The 13400-nt window shown below is 69.1% G+C and carries 16 protein-coding genes; 9 read left to right on the top strand and 7 right to left on the bottom strand.

The features are described from left to right. Positions 1 to 14: 14 nt before the first annotated feature. Positions 15 to 782 (top strand): aldolase, encoded by a 768-nt coding sequence (locus tag EJP69_RS25745; protein ID WP_256228369.1) that lies wholly within the window; start codon positions 15 to 17, stop codon positions 780 to 782. Between the two features lie 195 nt (positions 783 to 977). Then, the gene (locus EJP69_RS25750; protein ID WP_093300934.1) at positions 978 to 1289 is read left to right on the top strand and encodes a hypothetical protein; all 312 of its coding nucleotides are present in this window, start codon (positions 978 to 980) and stop codon (positions 1287 to 1289) included. Between the two features lie 35 nt (positions 1290 to 1324). Here EJP69_RS25750 and EJP69_RS25755 read toward each other — a convergent pair whose 3' ends face one another. The 4 genes from EJP69_RS25755 to EJP69_RS25770 form a co-directional block, all read right to left on the bottom strand. Further along, a complete protein-coding gene (locus EJP69_RS25755) occupies positions 1325 to 2041 on the bottom strand; it encodes an SDR family oxidoreductase (RefSeq protein WP_093199456.1) in 717 nt (238 codons plus the stop codon). 50 nt (positions 2042 to 2091) lie between these two features. Then, complete coding sequence (locus EJP69_RS25760) at positions 2092 to 3513, bottom strand: MATE family efflux transporter (protein WP_093199453.1); 1422 nt, start codon at positions 3511 to 3513, stop codon at positions 2092 to 2094. Positions 3514 to 3532: 19 nt separating this feature from the next. After that, positions 3533 to 4846, bottom strand: a complete 1314-nt coding sequence (locus EJP69_RS25765) for an MFS transporter (protein ID WP_093300935.1) — start codon at positions 4844 to 4846, stop codon at positions 3533 to 3535. A 111-nt stretch (positions 4847 to 4957) separates the two neighbouring features. Further along, positions 4958 to 5413: a MarR family winged helix-turn-helix transcriptional regulator gene (locus EJP69_RS25770; RefSeq protein ID WP_093199445.1), complete on the bottom strand. Its 456-nt coding sequence runs from the start codon at positions 5411 to 5413 to the stop codon at positions 4958 to 4960. A 75-nt stretch (positions 5414 to 5488) separates the two neighbouring features. On the opposite strand from EJP69_RS25770, the gene EJP69_RS25775 reads away from it, so the two are divergent. Then, complete coding sequence (locus EJP69_RS25775; protein WP_093199442.1) at positions 5489 to 6037, top strand: PaaI family thioesterase; 549 nt, start codon at positions 5489 to 5491, stop codon at positions 6035 to 6037. On the opposite strand, the gene EJP69_RS25780 is transcribed toward EJP69_RS25775, so the two are convergent. Both EJP69_RS25780 and EJP69_RS25785 read right to left on the bottom strand, forming a co-directional pair. After that, positions 6034 to 6369, bottom strand: coding sequence for a hypothetical protein (locus EJP69_RS25780; protein ID WP_126473103.1), 336 nt, complete (start codon positions 6367 to 6369; stop codon positions 6034 to 6036). The genes EJP69_RS25775 and EJP69_RS25780 overlap by 4 nt on opposite strands. 22 nt (positions 6370 to 6391) lie before the next feature. Next, a complete protein-coding gene (locus EJP69_RS25785; RefSeq protein ID WP_093199437.1) occupies positions 6392 to 7105 on the bottom strand; it encodes a hypothetical protein in 714 nt (237 codons plus the stop codon). A 240-nt stretch (positions 7106 to 7345) separates the two neighbouring features. On the opposite strand from EJP69_RS25785, the gene EJP69_RS25790 reads away from it, so the two are divergent. From EJP69_RS25790 to EJP69_RS25815, 6 genes are all read left to right on the top strand, one after another. After that, the gene (locus EJP69_RS25790) at positions 7346 to 8407 is read left to right on the top strand and encodes a Fe(3+) ABC transporter substrate-binding protein (RefSeq protein WP_093199435.1); all 1062 of its coding nucleotides are present in this window, start codon (positions 7346 to 7348) and stop codon (positions 8405 to 8407) included. A 40-nt stretch (positions 8408 to 8447) separates the two neighbouring features. Next, positions 8448 to 10127 (top strand): ABC transporter permease, encoded by a 1680-nt coding sequence (locus tag EJP69_RS25795; RefSeq protein ID WP_126473105.1) that lies wholly within the window; start codon positions 8448 to 8450, stop codon positions 10125 to 10127. A gap of 1 nt (position 10128) precedes the next feature. Further along, positions 10129 to 10812, top strand: a complete 684-nt coding sequence (locus tag EJP69_RS25800; RefSeq protein ID WP_093300941.1) for an ABC transporter ATP-binding protein — start codon at positions 10129 to 10131, stop codon at positions 10810 to 10812. A gap of 112 nt (positions 10813 to 10924) precedes the next feature. After that, positions 10925 to 11608: a glutathione S-transferase family protein gene (locus tag EJP69_RS25805; protein ID WP_126473107.1), complete on the top strand. Its 684-nt coding sequence runs from the start codon at positions 10925 to 10927 to the stop codon at positions 11606 to 11608. A gap of 62 nt (positions 11609 to 11670) precedes the next feature. Then, positions 11671 to 12084 carry a lactoylglutathione lyase gene (gloA, locus tag EJP69_RS25810; protein ID WP_093199425.1) on the top strand — a complete coding sequence of 138 codons (414 nt, stop codon included), beginning with the start codon at positions 11671 to 11673 and terminating at the stop codon, positions 12082 to 12084. A 19-nt stretch (positions 12085 to 12103) separates the two neighbouring features. Further along, positions 12104 to 12664 (top strand): DUF1697 domain-containing protein, encoded by a 561-nt coding sequence (locus EJP69_RS25815; protein WP_093199422.1) that lies wholly within the window; start codon positions 12104 to 12106, stop codon positions 12662 to 12664. Here the strand turns inward: EJP69_RS25815 and EJP69_RS25820 are convergent, their stop codons facing one another. Then, a complete protein-coding gene (locus EJP69_RS25820; RefSeq protein WP_126473109.1) occupies positions 12665 to 13396 on the bottom strand; it encodes a haloacid dehalogenase type II in 732 nt (243 codons plus the stop codon). Positions 13397 to 13400: the final 4 nt, after the last annotated feature.

Below are 13400 nucleotides of genomic sequence, written 5' to 3' on the forward strand. Positions count from 1 at the left end.
GCCACGTCCTTTCCCTGCAACAAGAAAAGAGGAGCCCCACAGAGATGTCCGCCGATGCCGACTACGCCAGCCCCGCCGTACGCAAGCTACGCGAAGACCTTGCCCTCGCCTTGCGCGCCGCCGCCCATCACGGCCTGTCCGAAGGCGTCTGCAACCATTTCAGCGTGATGCTGCCGGGCACGCAAGACCGCTACCTCATCAACCCGCGCGGGCTGCACTGGAGCGAGATCGGCCCCGACGACATCGTGCTCATCGACGTGCACGGCGAGGTGCTGGCGGGCCGCCACCGCGTGGAGCCAACCGCCCTGTTCATCCACGGCGCGGTGCACCGGATCACGGGCCATGCGGTGGTGCTGCACTGCCACATGCCTTACGCCACGGCGCTCACGATCACGGTCGACCGCGCGCTCGACCCGACCGCGAGCCAGAACGCGATGCGCTACATGAACCGCATCGCCGTCGACGCCGAGTACAACGGCCTGGCGCTCGACGACGCCGAGGGCGAGCGCATCGCGCGCGCCATGGCGGGCAAGGACGTGGCCTTCCTCGCGAACCACGGCGTGATCGTGGCCGGCGGCAACATCGCCCATGCCTACGACGACCTCTACTACCTGGAGCGCGCCTGCCTGCACCAGGTGATCGCGCAATCCACCGGCCGGCCGCTGGCGCCTGTGAACCCGAAGCTGGCAGCCCACGTGGCGGCGCAGATCCAGGGCGAACGCGAGCAGTCGGACCTGTTCTTCGAGGCATTGCGCCGCCTCCTGCCCGCTCCGCGCGGCTGAACCTTCGGCCGATAGAGCCGATGGCCTACCCGCGGATGTGTTCCGCGGCGCAAAGTCCATTCACAATTGTGTCTTGGCTGTGCCGCGCCCTGCGCGCACGGCCTTACAGCTCTTCATCCGAATTCGCTCCAGCCTTACAACAACTTCACAAAAGGCCGCGAGGATGAGGCTTCCAACCACAAACCGGGGGATCACGTGAAACAGCTTACTTATGCATTCGGCGCCGCGGCCTTGATGTCGCTGGCCATGCTGGGCACGCCGGCCCAGGCCCAGACGGGCGGAAACTTCATCCAGGCACAGGTGTATGTCGTGCCCGCGCCGCCGCCTCCGCGCCGCTACTACGCACCGCCGCCTCCGCCGCGCCACTACTACGGCCCCGGCTACCACCGCGACCACCACTATGACCGCCGCTGGGACGATCGCCGCCGCTATGGCCGCCGGGACAACGACGGCGACGGCGTGCCGAACCGCTACGACCGCCGGCCCAACAATCCCTACCGCTACTGATGAAAAAACCCGGGCCGCGAGCCCGGGTTTTTCGTTCAGGCCGCCGGGGCCGTGCCGGCGTAGGGCGGCGTGGGGCTCGACAGGCCCTGCTTGAGCTGCCGCGAGGGCTCGTCGGCAAGCACTTCCGGCTTCCCTGCCTCGAGCCCTGCCAGCGCCTGGCGGGCCACGTCATCGGGCGATGCCTTGGGGGCGCCTTGCACATGCGCGGCCATGTCGGTGTCCATGTAGCCCACGTGCAGGCTCGTCACTGTCGTGCCCTGCCCGGCCAGCTCGTTGCGCAGGCCGTTGCTCAGCGACCAGGCGGCCGACTTGGTCGCGCTGTAGGTCGCCACGCTCGGGAAGGTGGTCCAGGCCAGGGCCGAGAGCACGTTGATCACGCCTCCGCCGCCGTTGGCCGCGAGCACCGGTGCGAAGGCCTGCGTCAGCGCCCAGGGGCCGAAGAAGTTGGTTTCGAATTCGGCGCGCGCGTCGGCCACCGCATCGGGCGAGCCGAGGAAGCTCGAGCCGCGCGAGATGCCCGCGTTGTTGACCAACAGCGTCACGTCGCCGCAGGCGCGCACGGCCGCCTCGACCTGCGCTGGCTGCGTCACGTCGAGCGCCACGGGCGTCACGCCCGGCAGGGTGATGCTCTTGGGGTCGCGCGCCGCGCCATAGACCTTGCGCGCGCCGGCAGCCAGCGCTGCCTTGGCGAATGCGAGACCGAGGCCGCGATTCGCGCCGGTGATGAAGACCACGGAGTCCTTGATTTTCATGATGCGTCTTTCGTTGATGGAAGTCGTCGTTGGGAAACTGATCGTCCGGTTCAGGCCTGCGCCACGCGCCGCAGCAGCCCGCTGGTGGTGCGCGGCCAGCCCACGCGCCCGAACCAGGCGCCGCCCGCGATGGCCGATGCGATCACGATGCCGTAAACCGCGAGCGCCACGCCCTGCGCCGCGAACACGCCGGTGAGCCCGCCGCCCCAGCGCAGCGCCAGCCAGCCGCCCGTGGCGGCCACCGCGAGGCGCGCGATGTTGCCGAGCACTGGCCACAGCAGCCGGCCCGCGCCCTGCGACGCGAAGTACAGCACCAGCCCGACACCGAAGAGGCCGTACATCGGTCCCACCACGCGCAGGTAGTGCGCGCCGGTCTCGAGCATCGCCGGGTCGTTGCCGAACAGCAGCAGCCAGGGGCGCGGGAACAGCGCCGCCGCCAGGCCGATCGCCTCGGTCAGCGCAAAGGCCAGTGCAGCGCCGGCCCAGGTCGCGCGCAGGGCACGCTCGCGCAGCCCCGCCCCCATGCAGGTGCCGACCATCGCCACCAGCGGCGCACCCAGGCCGAACACCAGCGGCACCAGCAGGTATTCGAGCCGCGAGGCCGTGCCGTAGCCGGCCAGCGCGCCCGAGCCGAAATGCCCGGTCAGCGCGGTGGCGATGCCGATGGAGAGATTGGTCGCCACCGTCGATACGGCGCCCACCAGCCCGATGCGAAGGATGTCACGGAACAGCGGCCAGCGCAGCTTCAGCGCGTCGAGCGTGGGCTTGAGCAGGCTGCGCGGCGAGCGCAGGTATGCGATGAGCGCGATGGAGCCCAGCAGGTAGTACAGCAGCAGCGCCATCGCGCCGCCCGCGATGCCCATGCCCGGCAGCGGCCCGATGCCGAAGATCAGCAGCGGCGACGCCGGAATGAGGAACACCACGCCCACCACCGTGACGTTGGCCGGCACCGACATGTTGCCGGTGCCGCGGATGATGGCCGCGAGCGAATTGAAGAGCCACACCAGCGTCGCGCCGGCGAACACCCAGTTCGAGTACGTCAGTGCCGCGTCGAGCGCGGCCCCGGAGCCGCCCATCACGCCGTAGAGCCAGCGCCCGCCCAGCAGCAGCGCCAGCGTGAAGCACAGGCCGAAGCCCAGCGCGATGACGATGGCATGCCACACCAGCGCGTCGGCATCGTCGCGGCGGCGCGCTCCGAGTGCGCGGGCGATGGACGAGGCGATGCCGCCGCCCATGGCGCCGCTGGAGGTCATCTGCATCAGCATGACGATGGGAAACACCAGCGCCATGCCGGCGAGCGCATCGGTGCCGAGCTTGCCGACGAAGTAGGTCTCGATGAGGCCGACGGAGGCCTGCGCCACCATCACCAGCACGTTGGGCGCGGCCAGGCGCAGCAGCGTCGGCACGATGGGCGCCTCGAGCAGGCGGCGCGTGCGCGGGTCGAGTTCGGTGTTTCCGTGGGGAGCGGTCATGGCTGGAGCCTCGGCGGGTTCAGGCGCGGGCCGCGGCCGTCGTGGCCGGAGTGCCGGACTTGGCTGCCGGACGGCGGATCGTCATCACGATCAGCGCCGCCACCAGGCAGGCCGCGCCGGCGGTGTAGAGCGCCGGGGTGTAGGTCAGCAGCAGCGTGCGCGCGAAACCGGCGCCGTAGGCGGCCGTGGCGGCGCCCAGCTGGTGCGCGGCGAAGACCCAGCCGAACACCAGTCCGACCTTGGCGGGGCCGAAGGCGGCGCCCGCGAGCTTGACGGTCGGCGGCACGGTGGCGATCCAGTCGAGGCCGTAGAACATCGCGAAGATGCCCAGACCGTAGATGGTGAACTCCGAATGCGGCAGCCAGAAGAGCGACAGCCCGCGCAGGCCGTAGTACCAGAAGAGCAGCTTGCGGTTGTCGTAGCGGTCAGAGAGCCAGCCCGAGAGGATCGTGCCGACGAAGTCGAAGGCGCCCATCATCGCGAGCACCGAGGCCGCGGGCACGGCGCTCATGCCGTAGTCGCCGCACAGCGAGATGAAGTGCGTCTGCACGAGCCCGTTGGTGCTCAGGCCGCAGATGAAGAAGGTGCCGGCCAGGACCCAGAAGGTGCGGTTGGTCGAGACTTCCTTCAGCACGCGGAACGGGGTGGCGAAGTTCATTGCCGGCGATGCTGCGGCAGGTGCGGCCGGCTGGGTGCCGGGCGCTTCGCCGTAGGGCAGCAGGCCGACGTCCGAAGGCCGGTTGCGCACGAAGCACAGCGCCAGCAGACCGATGAGGATGGTGCCGATCACGACCGGAACGATGGCCGAGCGCCAGCCCCAGTGCTCGATCATCCAGGCCGCGAGCGGCAGGAAGGCCAGCTGCCCGGTCGCCGAGCTGGCCGTGAGCATGCCCACCACCAGCCCGCGCCGCGCGACGAACCAGCGGTTGGCCACCACCGCGCCGAGCACCAGCGCGGTCATCCCGGTGCCCAGGCCCAGCATCAGGCTCCACAGCACGAACAGCTGCCACAGCTGCGAGGCCATGGTCACCAGCGCCATGCCCAGGCCGACGAGCGCGAGGCCGGTGCAGATCACCGCGCGCAGGCCGTAGCGCTCCATCAGCACGGCGGCGAAGGGGCCCATGAGGCCGAAGAGCGCGAAGCGCAGTGCGAGCGAGGAGGAGATCTGCTCGGTGCTCCAGCCGAACTCCTTGCCCAGCGGCTGCAGCATGGCGCCCGGCAGGCCCAGCGCGGCCGACATGGTCAGCATGGTGAGGAAGGTGATGGCGGCGACGATCCAGCCGTAGTGGATGCCGCGGCGCTGCAGCCATGCGGAAACGGGGGTGGCGAACATGGGGCCTCTGCTGTTGGAATTGAATGGAGGAAAGAAAAAGGCGAAACGGGTCCCTCGCGCGGCTCGACGCACGATGAATGAATGGGGTGTTGGCAAGGGAAAAGTGAAGGGTCAGTCGTCGCCGACGGGCTCGTCCTCGCCGCCCAGCAGCTCCATGGCTTCGTCGATCAGCAGGTGCAGCGCGAGCACACGCTCGACGCCGAGCAGCGCGTTCAGCTTCTGTTGCGCGGTCTTCCAGTGCGCGAGGGCTTCGCGCCGCTTGATCTCGCCTTCTTCGGTGAGCTGCACCAGCCGGCTGCGCGCATCGGCGCCCGCGCCCTGGGTGATCCAGCCCGCGACGATCAGCGGCTGGAGGTTGCGGCTCAGGGTGGAGGCGGTCATCTTGAGCTCGGCCGCCAGGTCGACGGGCCGCGTGGGGCCGAGTCGCGCGAGGTGCGACAGCAGCGAGTACTGCGTGGTCTTGAGGCCGCTCTGCGAAACCTCGGCGTCGTAGTGCTGCGAGAGTCGTCGCGACAGCTGGCGAACCTTGAAGCTGGTGCAGCCGCGTGGCTTGGTGGGGGTGTCCATGGGATATTATTGTATGTGCAACTATTGCATATGCAATCAACACCTCGGGCCAAAGCCCCCAGAAGGAACACAGGCATGACACAAGCCACCAGCCAGCTCGACGCATGGATCGCCGAGGAGCAGAAGATCACCGGCCGCCTCGAGGCCGGCCCGGGCCCCGGCCTCGCCCGCCCCGACCAGATCGCCGGCAAGACCGGGCTCGAGATCATGCAGGCGATGCTGAACGGCGACATTCCCTACGCCGCCATCGCCAAGACGCTGGACTTCACGATCATCGAGGCGCGCCTGGGCGTGGCCATCTTCCAGGGCACGCCGCTGCCCCAGCACCTGAACCCGCTGGGCACCATCCACGGCGGCTGGGTCGCGACCATGCTCGACTCGGCCCTGGGCTGCTCGGTCCACACGATGATGCCGCCCGGCCGCGCCTACACCACCGCCGAGCTGGGCGTGAACTACGTGAAGGGCCTCACGCCCAAGGTGCAGCGCGTGCGCGCCGAGGGCAAGGTGATCCACTGCGGCAAGCAGCTCGCCACCGCCGAAGCCCGCCTCTACGGCCCCGACGGCACGCTGTACGCGCATGCCACCACCACCTGCCTGGTGTTCGAGGTGCCCGCCGCGCGCTAGCGAACCGGACAGGAAGGCGCCAGCAGCACGAAGCGGGTGCCCCAGAGCAGCACCAGCACCAGGCCCACCCACAGCAGCCAGTGCGGCCTACGCCGCCGCACGGACAGCACCGCGGCCACGACCAGCAGCGGAACCAGGTACGCGAAGGACTCGATCCGCGCGTCCAGTCCGTGGTCGATGGGCAGGGTGCAGAAAGTCAGGCCGTCGCCGCGCATCGCCGGGTCTTCCAGCATCCACTCGAAGCGGTTGCGCGGAATGGCGAACAGCATCGCGGCGCAGAACAGCGCATAGAGCGCCGACACCAGCGCGAAGACTGACCGCTTCAGGCTCATCGAATCGCGTGCGTGCGCCGGGTCATCTGCCGAGCAGCGACTCGACGTGCTCGCGGTGCTTCACCATGGCACGGCCGTAGGACGAGTATTCGCGCCCCGAGCTGCCCGGCGTGGCCTTCAGCGAATCGACGATGTCGGAGAGCTGGCGCTCGATGCCGCGGTTGTAGCGCGCGCCGGCCACGACGAACTGCTCCTCCGAGAGGTTCTCCGTGTCCGCCCCGGGGTAGTCGTGCAGCACCAGCCCCTGCAGATGCCTGGCGACGATCTCGAGGTTGAAGAGGTCCTGCTCGAGGCAGGAGACCAGCTTCAGTTCTTCCTCGTAGCTCAGGCTGTCGGGGTCCAGCCCCAGTTCGCGCGTCGCGGCGCGCATCTGGATGCTCACCGCGCCGAACGAGGTCTGACCCGGCGGCTTGGTGATCGTGAGGTTGCGGTCGACCCAGTCGGGGCCGCTCCAGTCGAAGCTGCGCAGGGCGAACATGGGCCGCTTGCTCCCGTCGGGCTTGCCGCCCACCTCCGCCCACGCCACGCTGCCGAGCAGCACCGCGGAAATCTGGTACTTCTTCGCCACCGCGACGATGCGCAGGCGGTTGTAGAGCACCCAGGCGTCCTTGTAGTCGCTCAGGTGCGGAAAGCCGCCTCCGAGCCGCTGGGGCAGCATCTGCCACTTGAAGGCGTCCCACGACGTCCACTTCGGATAGTTGGCGTTGTCCGGCGCGCAGAACTCTCTACCACTCATCGGCACTCCCTCCGTTTCGAGAAAAAGCTGGGGCCGTTTTAGCGGGCCGGTAGCGAGTTGTCGAGCAGCGCGGACGCCTTGTTTGCAACGATGTGCAGTAGGCCTTCGATCTGTAAGTACAAAGGCATCTTGATCCTGGCCCCCAGTGATAATTATTCTCATCCGGTACCGACAACACCCAGCAATACACCTGCGGCCGGCGCCGGAGCTTTCTAGAAAACCCGCTCCTGGAGGATCTTCATGACCGAACGCTCACGCGTCCAAGGCCGCGCCGCGCGCGCCCTGCTCGGCGCCAGCGCAGCCTGGCTTGCCGCCACCGCCGTCCCCGCACTGGCCGCCACCGACGAGCTCACGCTCTACACGACGCGCGAACCGGCGCTGATCCAGCCCCTCATCTCGGCCTTCAGCGCGCAGAGCAACATCAAGGTCAACACCGTCTTCGTGAAGGACGGCCTGCTGGAGCGCGTCAAGGCCGAAGGCGCCCGCTCGCCCGCCGACGTGCTGATGACGGTGGACATCGGCAACCTGATGGACCTGGTCGACGGCGGCGTGACGCAGCCCGTGAAGTCGGCGGCGCTCGAGTCGGCCATTCCGGCCAACCTGCGCGGTGCCGACGGCCAGTGGTTCTCGCTCTCGCTGCGCGCACGCGTGCTGTACGCCGACAAGAACCTGCCGCTCACCAGCTTCCGCTACGAAGACCTGGCCAACCCGAAGTACAAGGGCAAGGTCTGCATCCGCGCCGGCCAGCACCCCTACAACACCGCCCTGGTCGCCTCGCTGATCGCGCACGACGGCGAAGCCAAGGCCGAGCAGTGGCTGCGCGGCGTGAAGGCCAACCTGGCCCGCAAGGCCACCGGCGGCGACCGCGACGTGGCGCGCGACATCCTCGGCGGCATCTGCGACGTGGGCCTGGCCAACTCGTACTACGTCGGCCAGATGAAGAGCGCCAAGGAAGGCACCGACGCGCGCAAGTGGGGCGACGCCATCAAGGTGGTGCGCCCGACCTTCGCCAACGCCAAGAGCGGCGGCACGCACGTCAACATCAGCGGCGCGGCCGTGGCGAAGAACGCGCCGCAGCGCGCCAACGCGGTCAAGCTGCTCGAGTTCCTGGTATCCGAGCCCGCGCAGGCCCTGTACGCGCAGACCAACTACGAGTACCCGGTGCGCAAGGGCGTGGCGCTCGACCCGATCATCGGCCAGTCCATCGGCGAGCTGAAGGTCGATCCGCTGCCGCTGACCGAGATCGCGAAGTACCGCAAGCAGGCCAGTGCCCTGGTAGACAAGGTTGGCTTCGACCAGTGACAGCGACGAGCGCCGGGCATGCCTGCCGGCGACTGACTGAATGATCTTCCTGCGGCGCCAGCCGCCGGGCCTGCAAGCCGCAGGCCCGGCTTGGCGCTGCGCGTCTTTCCTTATCGCCATCGGCGTGCTCGCGCCGGTGCTCACGCTGGCGTGGCTCGCGTTCGGCTCGGGCATCGGCCACTGGGGCCCGCTGTTCGCCCACGTGCTGCCGCAGGCGACGCTCAACACAGCCGTGCTGCTCGCGGGCGTGGGCACGCTGGTGCTGCTGATCGGCACCGGCTGCGCCTGGCTGGTGACGGCCCACGACTTCCCAGGCCGCGGCGTGCTCCACTGGGCGCTGCTGCTGCCGCTGGCGATGCCGACCTACATCGTCGCCTTCGCCTACCTCGACCTGCTGCACCCCATCGGCCCCGTGCAGGGCGCGATCCGCTGGATGCTGGGCTTCGACAGCCCGCGCCAGTTCCGCCTGCCCGACCTGCGCTCCATGCCCGGCGCGATCTTCGTGCTGGGATTCGTGCTCTATCCGTACGTCTACATGACGGCGCGCGCGATGTTCATGACGCAGCCGGCGCACCTCATGGAAGCGGCACGCATGCTCGGCGAGAGCAGGCGCGGCGCCTTCTTCCGCGTGGCGCTGCCGCTGGCACGGCCGGCGCTGGCCGTGGGGCTGAGCCTCGCGCTGCTCGAGACACTCAACGACATCGGCGCTTCCGAATTCCTCGGCGTGAACACGCTGACTGTGGCGGTCTACACCACCTGGATCACTCGCTCCGACCTCGCCGGCGCAGCGCAGATCGCCTGCGCGATGCTGTTCGTGGTGGTGGCATTGGTCTGGCTGGAGCGCAACGGCCGGCGGCACCAGCGCTTCGGCTCGGCCCAGCGCATGCGCGCGGTGCAGCCGCGCCGGCTGCGTGGCGGCGCGGCCTGGGCCGCGACGGCTGCCGCAGCGTTGCCGGTGCTGATCGGCTTCGTGGCTCCCGCTGCCTACCTCGTCTGGGAAAGCGCCAAGCGGCTGCGCCAGGGCGGTGGCATTTCGCAGGGACTGGTCGCGAGCCTGGGCAACACGCTGACACTGGCTTCGGGCGTCACCGTCGTCGCGGTGGCGGCGGGGCTGGTCGTGGCGTGGGCCGCGCGCAGCCAGGGCTCGGGCCCCGGCCGCGCCCGCTGGCAGGCGCGCGCCGCGACGCTGGGCTACGCGGTGCCCGGCACGGTGCTGGCCATCGGGCTGCTCACGCCGGCGCTGGCTTTCGACGCGGCGCTGGCCACGGCCTTCGGCTGGCAGGGCCTGCCGCTCATGAGCTGCGGCGTGGTGCTGGTCGTGGCCTGTGCGATCCGCTTTCTGGCAATGCCGGTCGGCGGCATCGAGGCCGGCCTCTCGCGCATTCCTCCCGCCATCGAACAGGCATCGCGCCTGCTCGGCGAAACCACCGCCGGCACGCTGCGCCGCGTGCACCTGCCGCTGCTTCGCCCCGCCATGGCCTCCGCGGCGCTGCTGGTGTTCGTCGACGCGATGAAGGAACTGCCGGCCACGCTGCTGCTGCGACCCGCCAACTTCGATACCCTGGCCACCTGGCTCTATGCCGAGGCCGCGCGCGGCACGTACGAGGAAGGCGCGATCGCCGCGCTCGCCATCGTGCTGGCCGGCCTGCTGCCCGTGGTGCTGCTCGCGCGCAACCAGCTGGGCACGCCTTCGGCCACACTGGCCGCCGAGAAGACATGACATGAGCTCCCCACTGCATCTCGACGCGATCAGGCTCGCCTACGACACGCCGCGCGGCCCGCACACGGTTGTCGACGGCTTCTCGCTGTCGCTGGAAGCAGGCGACATCGCCTGCCTGTTCGGGCCCTCCGGCTGCGGCAAGACGACGGTACTGCGCGCCATCGCGGGCTTCGAGCCGGTGCGCGCCGGCACGATCCGGCTCGGCGAGGTGCTGCTGTCGTCCGGCCAAAAGCACCTGCCACCCGAGCAGCGCCGCGTGGGCATGATGTTCCAGGAGTACGCGCTGTTCCCGCACCTGTCGGCCGCGAAGAACGTGGCCTTCGGGCTGCGCCGGCTGGATCGCGCCGCGCAGCAGGCGCGGGTTGCGGAAATGCTCGCGCTGGTCGGACTGGCCGATGCGGGCGAGCGCTATCCGCACGAGCTTTCCGGCGGCCAGCAGCAGCGCATCGCGCTGGCCCGCGCGCTCGCGCCCTCGCCGGCCCTGCTGCTGCTCGACGAGCCCTTCTCCAATCTCGACGGCGGCACGCGCGAGCGGCTGACGGCGGAAGTGCGCGACATCCTCAAGCAGGCCGGTCAGACCGCCATCCTGGTCACGCACAACGAGGCAGAAGCCCACGCGATGGCCGACCGCATCGGCGTGATGCACGGCGGACGCATCACGCACTGGCTCGATACCGTGGCCTAGCTGGCTTAGCACAAGCCGCCCGTTTCACGAATGGGCTTTCCGGGAAAAGGTTGTTCGGGCTCGCAAGAATCGCGGCGTTCCGGACCTGCACCGCCCAACAAAGGAAAGCCCCATGACGCAACAAGCCCTCACCCTAGTCAGCCACCTGCTGTGCCCCTACGTGCAGCGCGCCGCGATCGCGCTGCATGAAAAGAACGTGCCCTTCGAGCGCGTCGTGATCGACCTCGCCGACAAGCCCCAGTGGTTCCTCGACATCTCTCCGCTCGGCAAGGTGCCGCTGCTGAAAGTGCGGCGGCCCGACGGCAGCGAAGCCGTGCTGTTCGAGAGCAACGTGATCTGCGAGTACCTGGAAGAAACCCAGCCCGGCGCCCGCCTGCACCCCGAAGACCCGCTCACCCGCGCCGAGCACCGCGCATGGATGGAATTCGGCTCGGCCATCCTCGGCGACCTCTGGGGCTACGAGACCACGCAGGACGCGGCCGTGTTCGAGCAGAAGCGGCAGGCGCTGCTCGCCAAGTTCCAGCGCGTGGAAGCGGCGCTGGGCCAGGGCCCCTACTTCTCCGGCAGCGGCTTCAGCCTCGTCGATGCCGTGTTCGCGCCGGTGTTCCGCTATTTCGAGGTGTTCGACGCGATCAGCGACTCGCGCATCTTCGAGGCCCTGCCCAAGGTCGACGCATGGCGCAAGGCGCTGGCCGCGCGCCCCAGCGTGCGCGATGCGGTGGTGCCCGAGTACCCGCGACACCTGATGGAGTTCCTGAAGCGCCACCAGGCCCACCTGCTGACGCTGGCGGCTTGATCGCCTCGCCGGGAGGCCCACAATAGCGGACTCCCTTTCGGACAACTACAAGGCACCACGAGATGCGACTCCTCCACACCATGCTTCGCGTTGGCAACCTCCAGCGCTCCATCGACTTCTACACCAAGGTGCTCGGCATGAACCTGCTGCGCACTTCCGAGAACCCCGAGTACAAGTACAGCCTCGCCTTCATCGGCTACGGCAACGGCAACCCCGACCAGGCCGAGATCGAGCTCACCTACAACTGGGGCACCGAAAGCTACGAACTCGGCACCGCCTACGGCCACATCGCGCTCGGCGTGCCCGACGCCTACGCGGCCTGCGAGAAGATCAAGGCCGCGGGCGGCAACGTGACGCGCGAGGCCGGCCCGGTCAAGGGCGGCACCACCGTGATCGCGTTCGTGACGGACCCCGACGGCTACAAGGTGGAACTCATTCAGCGCGACGAGAACGCCTCCGGCGGCGGCCTGCGCTGACCACCACGCCCGACGAGCCATGGCGAGCAGCGCGAAGAAGAAGCAGGCCGCGGTCCGTCATGTCGCGCTGCTGCGCGGCGTGAACGTCAACGGCATCACCATCAAGAGCGCGGACCTCAAGGCGCTCTTCGTCGAGCTGGGCTTCGGCGCGGTGCGCACCGTGCTCGCCAGCGGCAACGTGCTCTTCGACACCGATGAAAGCGATGCCGCCGCGCTGCGCACGCGCATCGAGCAGGCCCTGCGCAAGCGCTTCGGCTACGACGCCTGGATCGTGCTGCTCACGCAGAAGACCGTGGCGGAGATGGCATCGGGCTACCCCTTCGAGCGCATCGACGAGGAACGCCATCCGTACATAGTGTTCGGCTCCGACGCCGCGATGCTCGACGAGATCATGGAAAAGGCGGGCACGGTCGATGCCGGTACCGAGCAGCTGAAGCGCGGCAAGGGCGTGCTGTATTGGCAGTGCCCTCGCGGCGAGAGCCTCGAGACGCCGGTGGCCAAGCTGCTCGGCAAGGTCCGCTACAAGACGAGCACCACCACGCGCAACCTGCGCACGGTGGAAAAGCTGCTAGGCGACTGATCAGCAGCCCAGCAGATCGGCCAGCTGGTCGATGTCGCGCGCGTGCAGGTTGTTGTCCGGCTGCGGCGACACGTCCTTCGGCCTCGCGCGGCCGAACTCGTGGGGCCGCTCGATGTAGGCCGTCTTCAGGCCGCAGGTGCGCGCGGCGGCCAGGTCGTCGTGATGCGCGGCAGCCAGCATCACCTGTCCGGGCGTCGCGTCGAACACGCCCGCCACGCCGAGGTAGGTGCGCGGGTCGGGCTTGTAGGCCTTGAACACTTCGGCCGACAGGATGCAATCCCAGGGCAGGCCGGCGCGCTTGGCCATCTCGGTGAGCAGGCCGATGTTGCCGTTCGACAGCGTGCAGATGGTGAACTTCTTCTTGAGCCGCGCGAGCCCCGCCACCGAATCGGGCCATGCCGACAGGCGATGCCAGGCACGGCTCAGGTCGCGCCTTGCGGCGGAGTCGATGCGATCGGCCAGGCTGAAGTCGTGCAGCACCTGGTCGAGCATGCTCAGGTGCAGCTCGTCGAGCAGCGTGAAGCCGCCCTCGCCCGCGGCGATGCGCTCCATCACCGCCTTCATGGCGGGCTGGTAGCCGGCGCGCCAGGCCAGCGCGAAGGCCGCACCGTCCACGCCCGGAAACACGCGCTCGACCTCGGCGGCGATGCCGCTGTGCCAGTCGACCACCGTTCCGAAGACGTCGAACGCGATGACCTTGAGGTCGCTCGCGTCGAAATCCGCGCTGCTCATGGCA

Source organism: Variovorax gossypii (assembly GCF_003965815.1).
Taxonomy (GTDB): Bacteria; Pseudomonadota; Gammaproteobacteria; order Burkholderiales; family Burkholderiaceae_C; genus Variovorax; species Variovorax gossypii.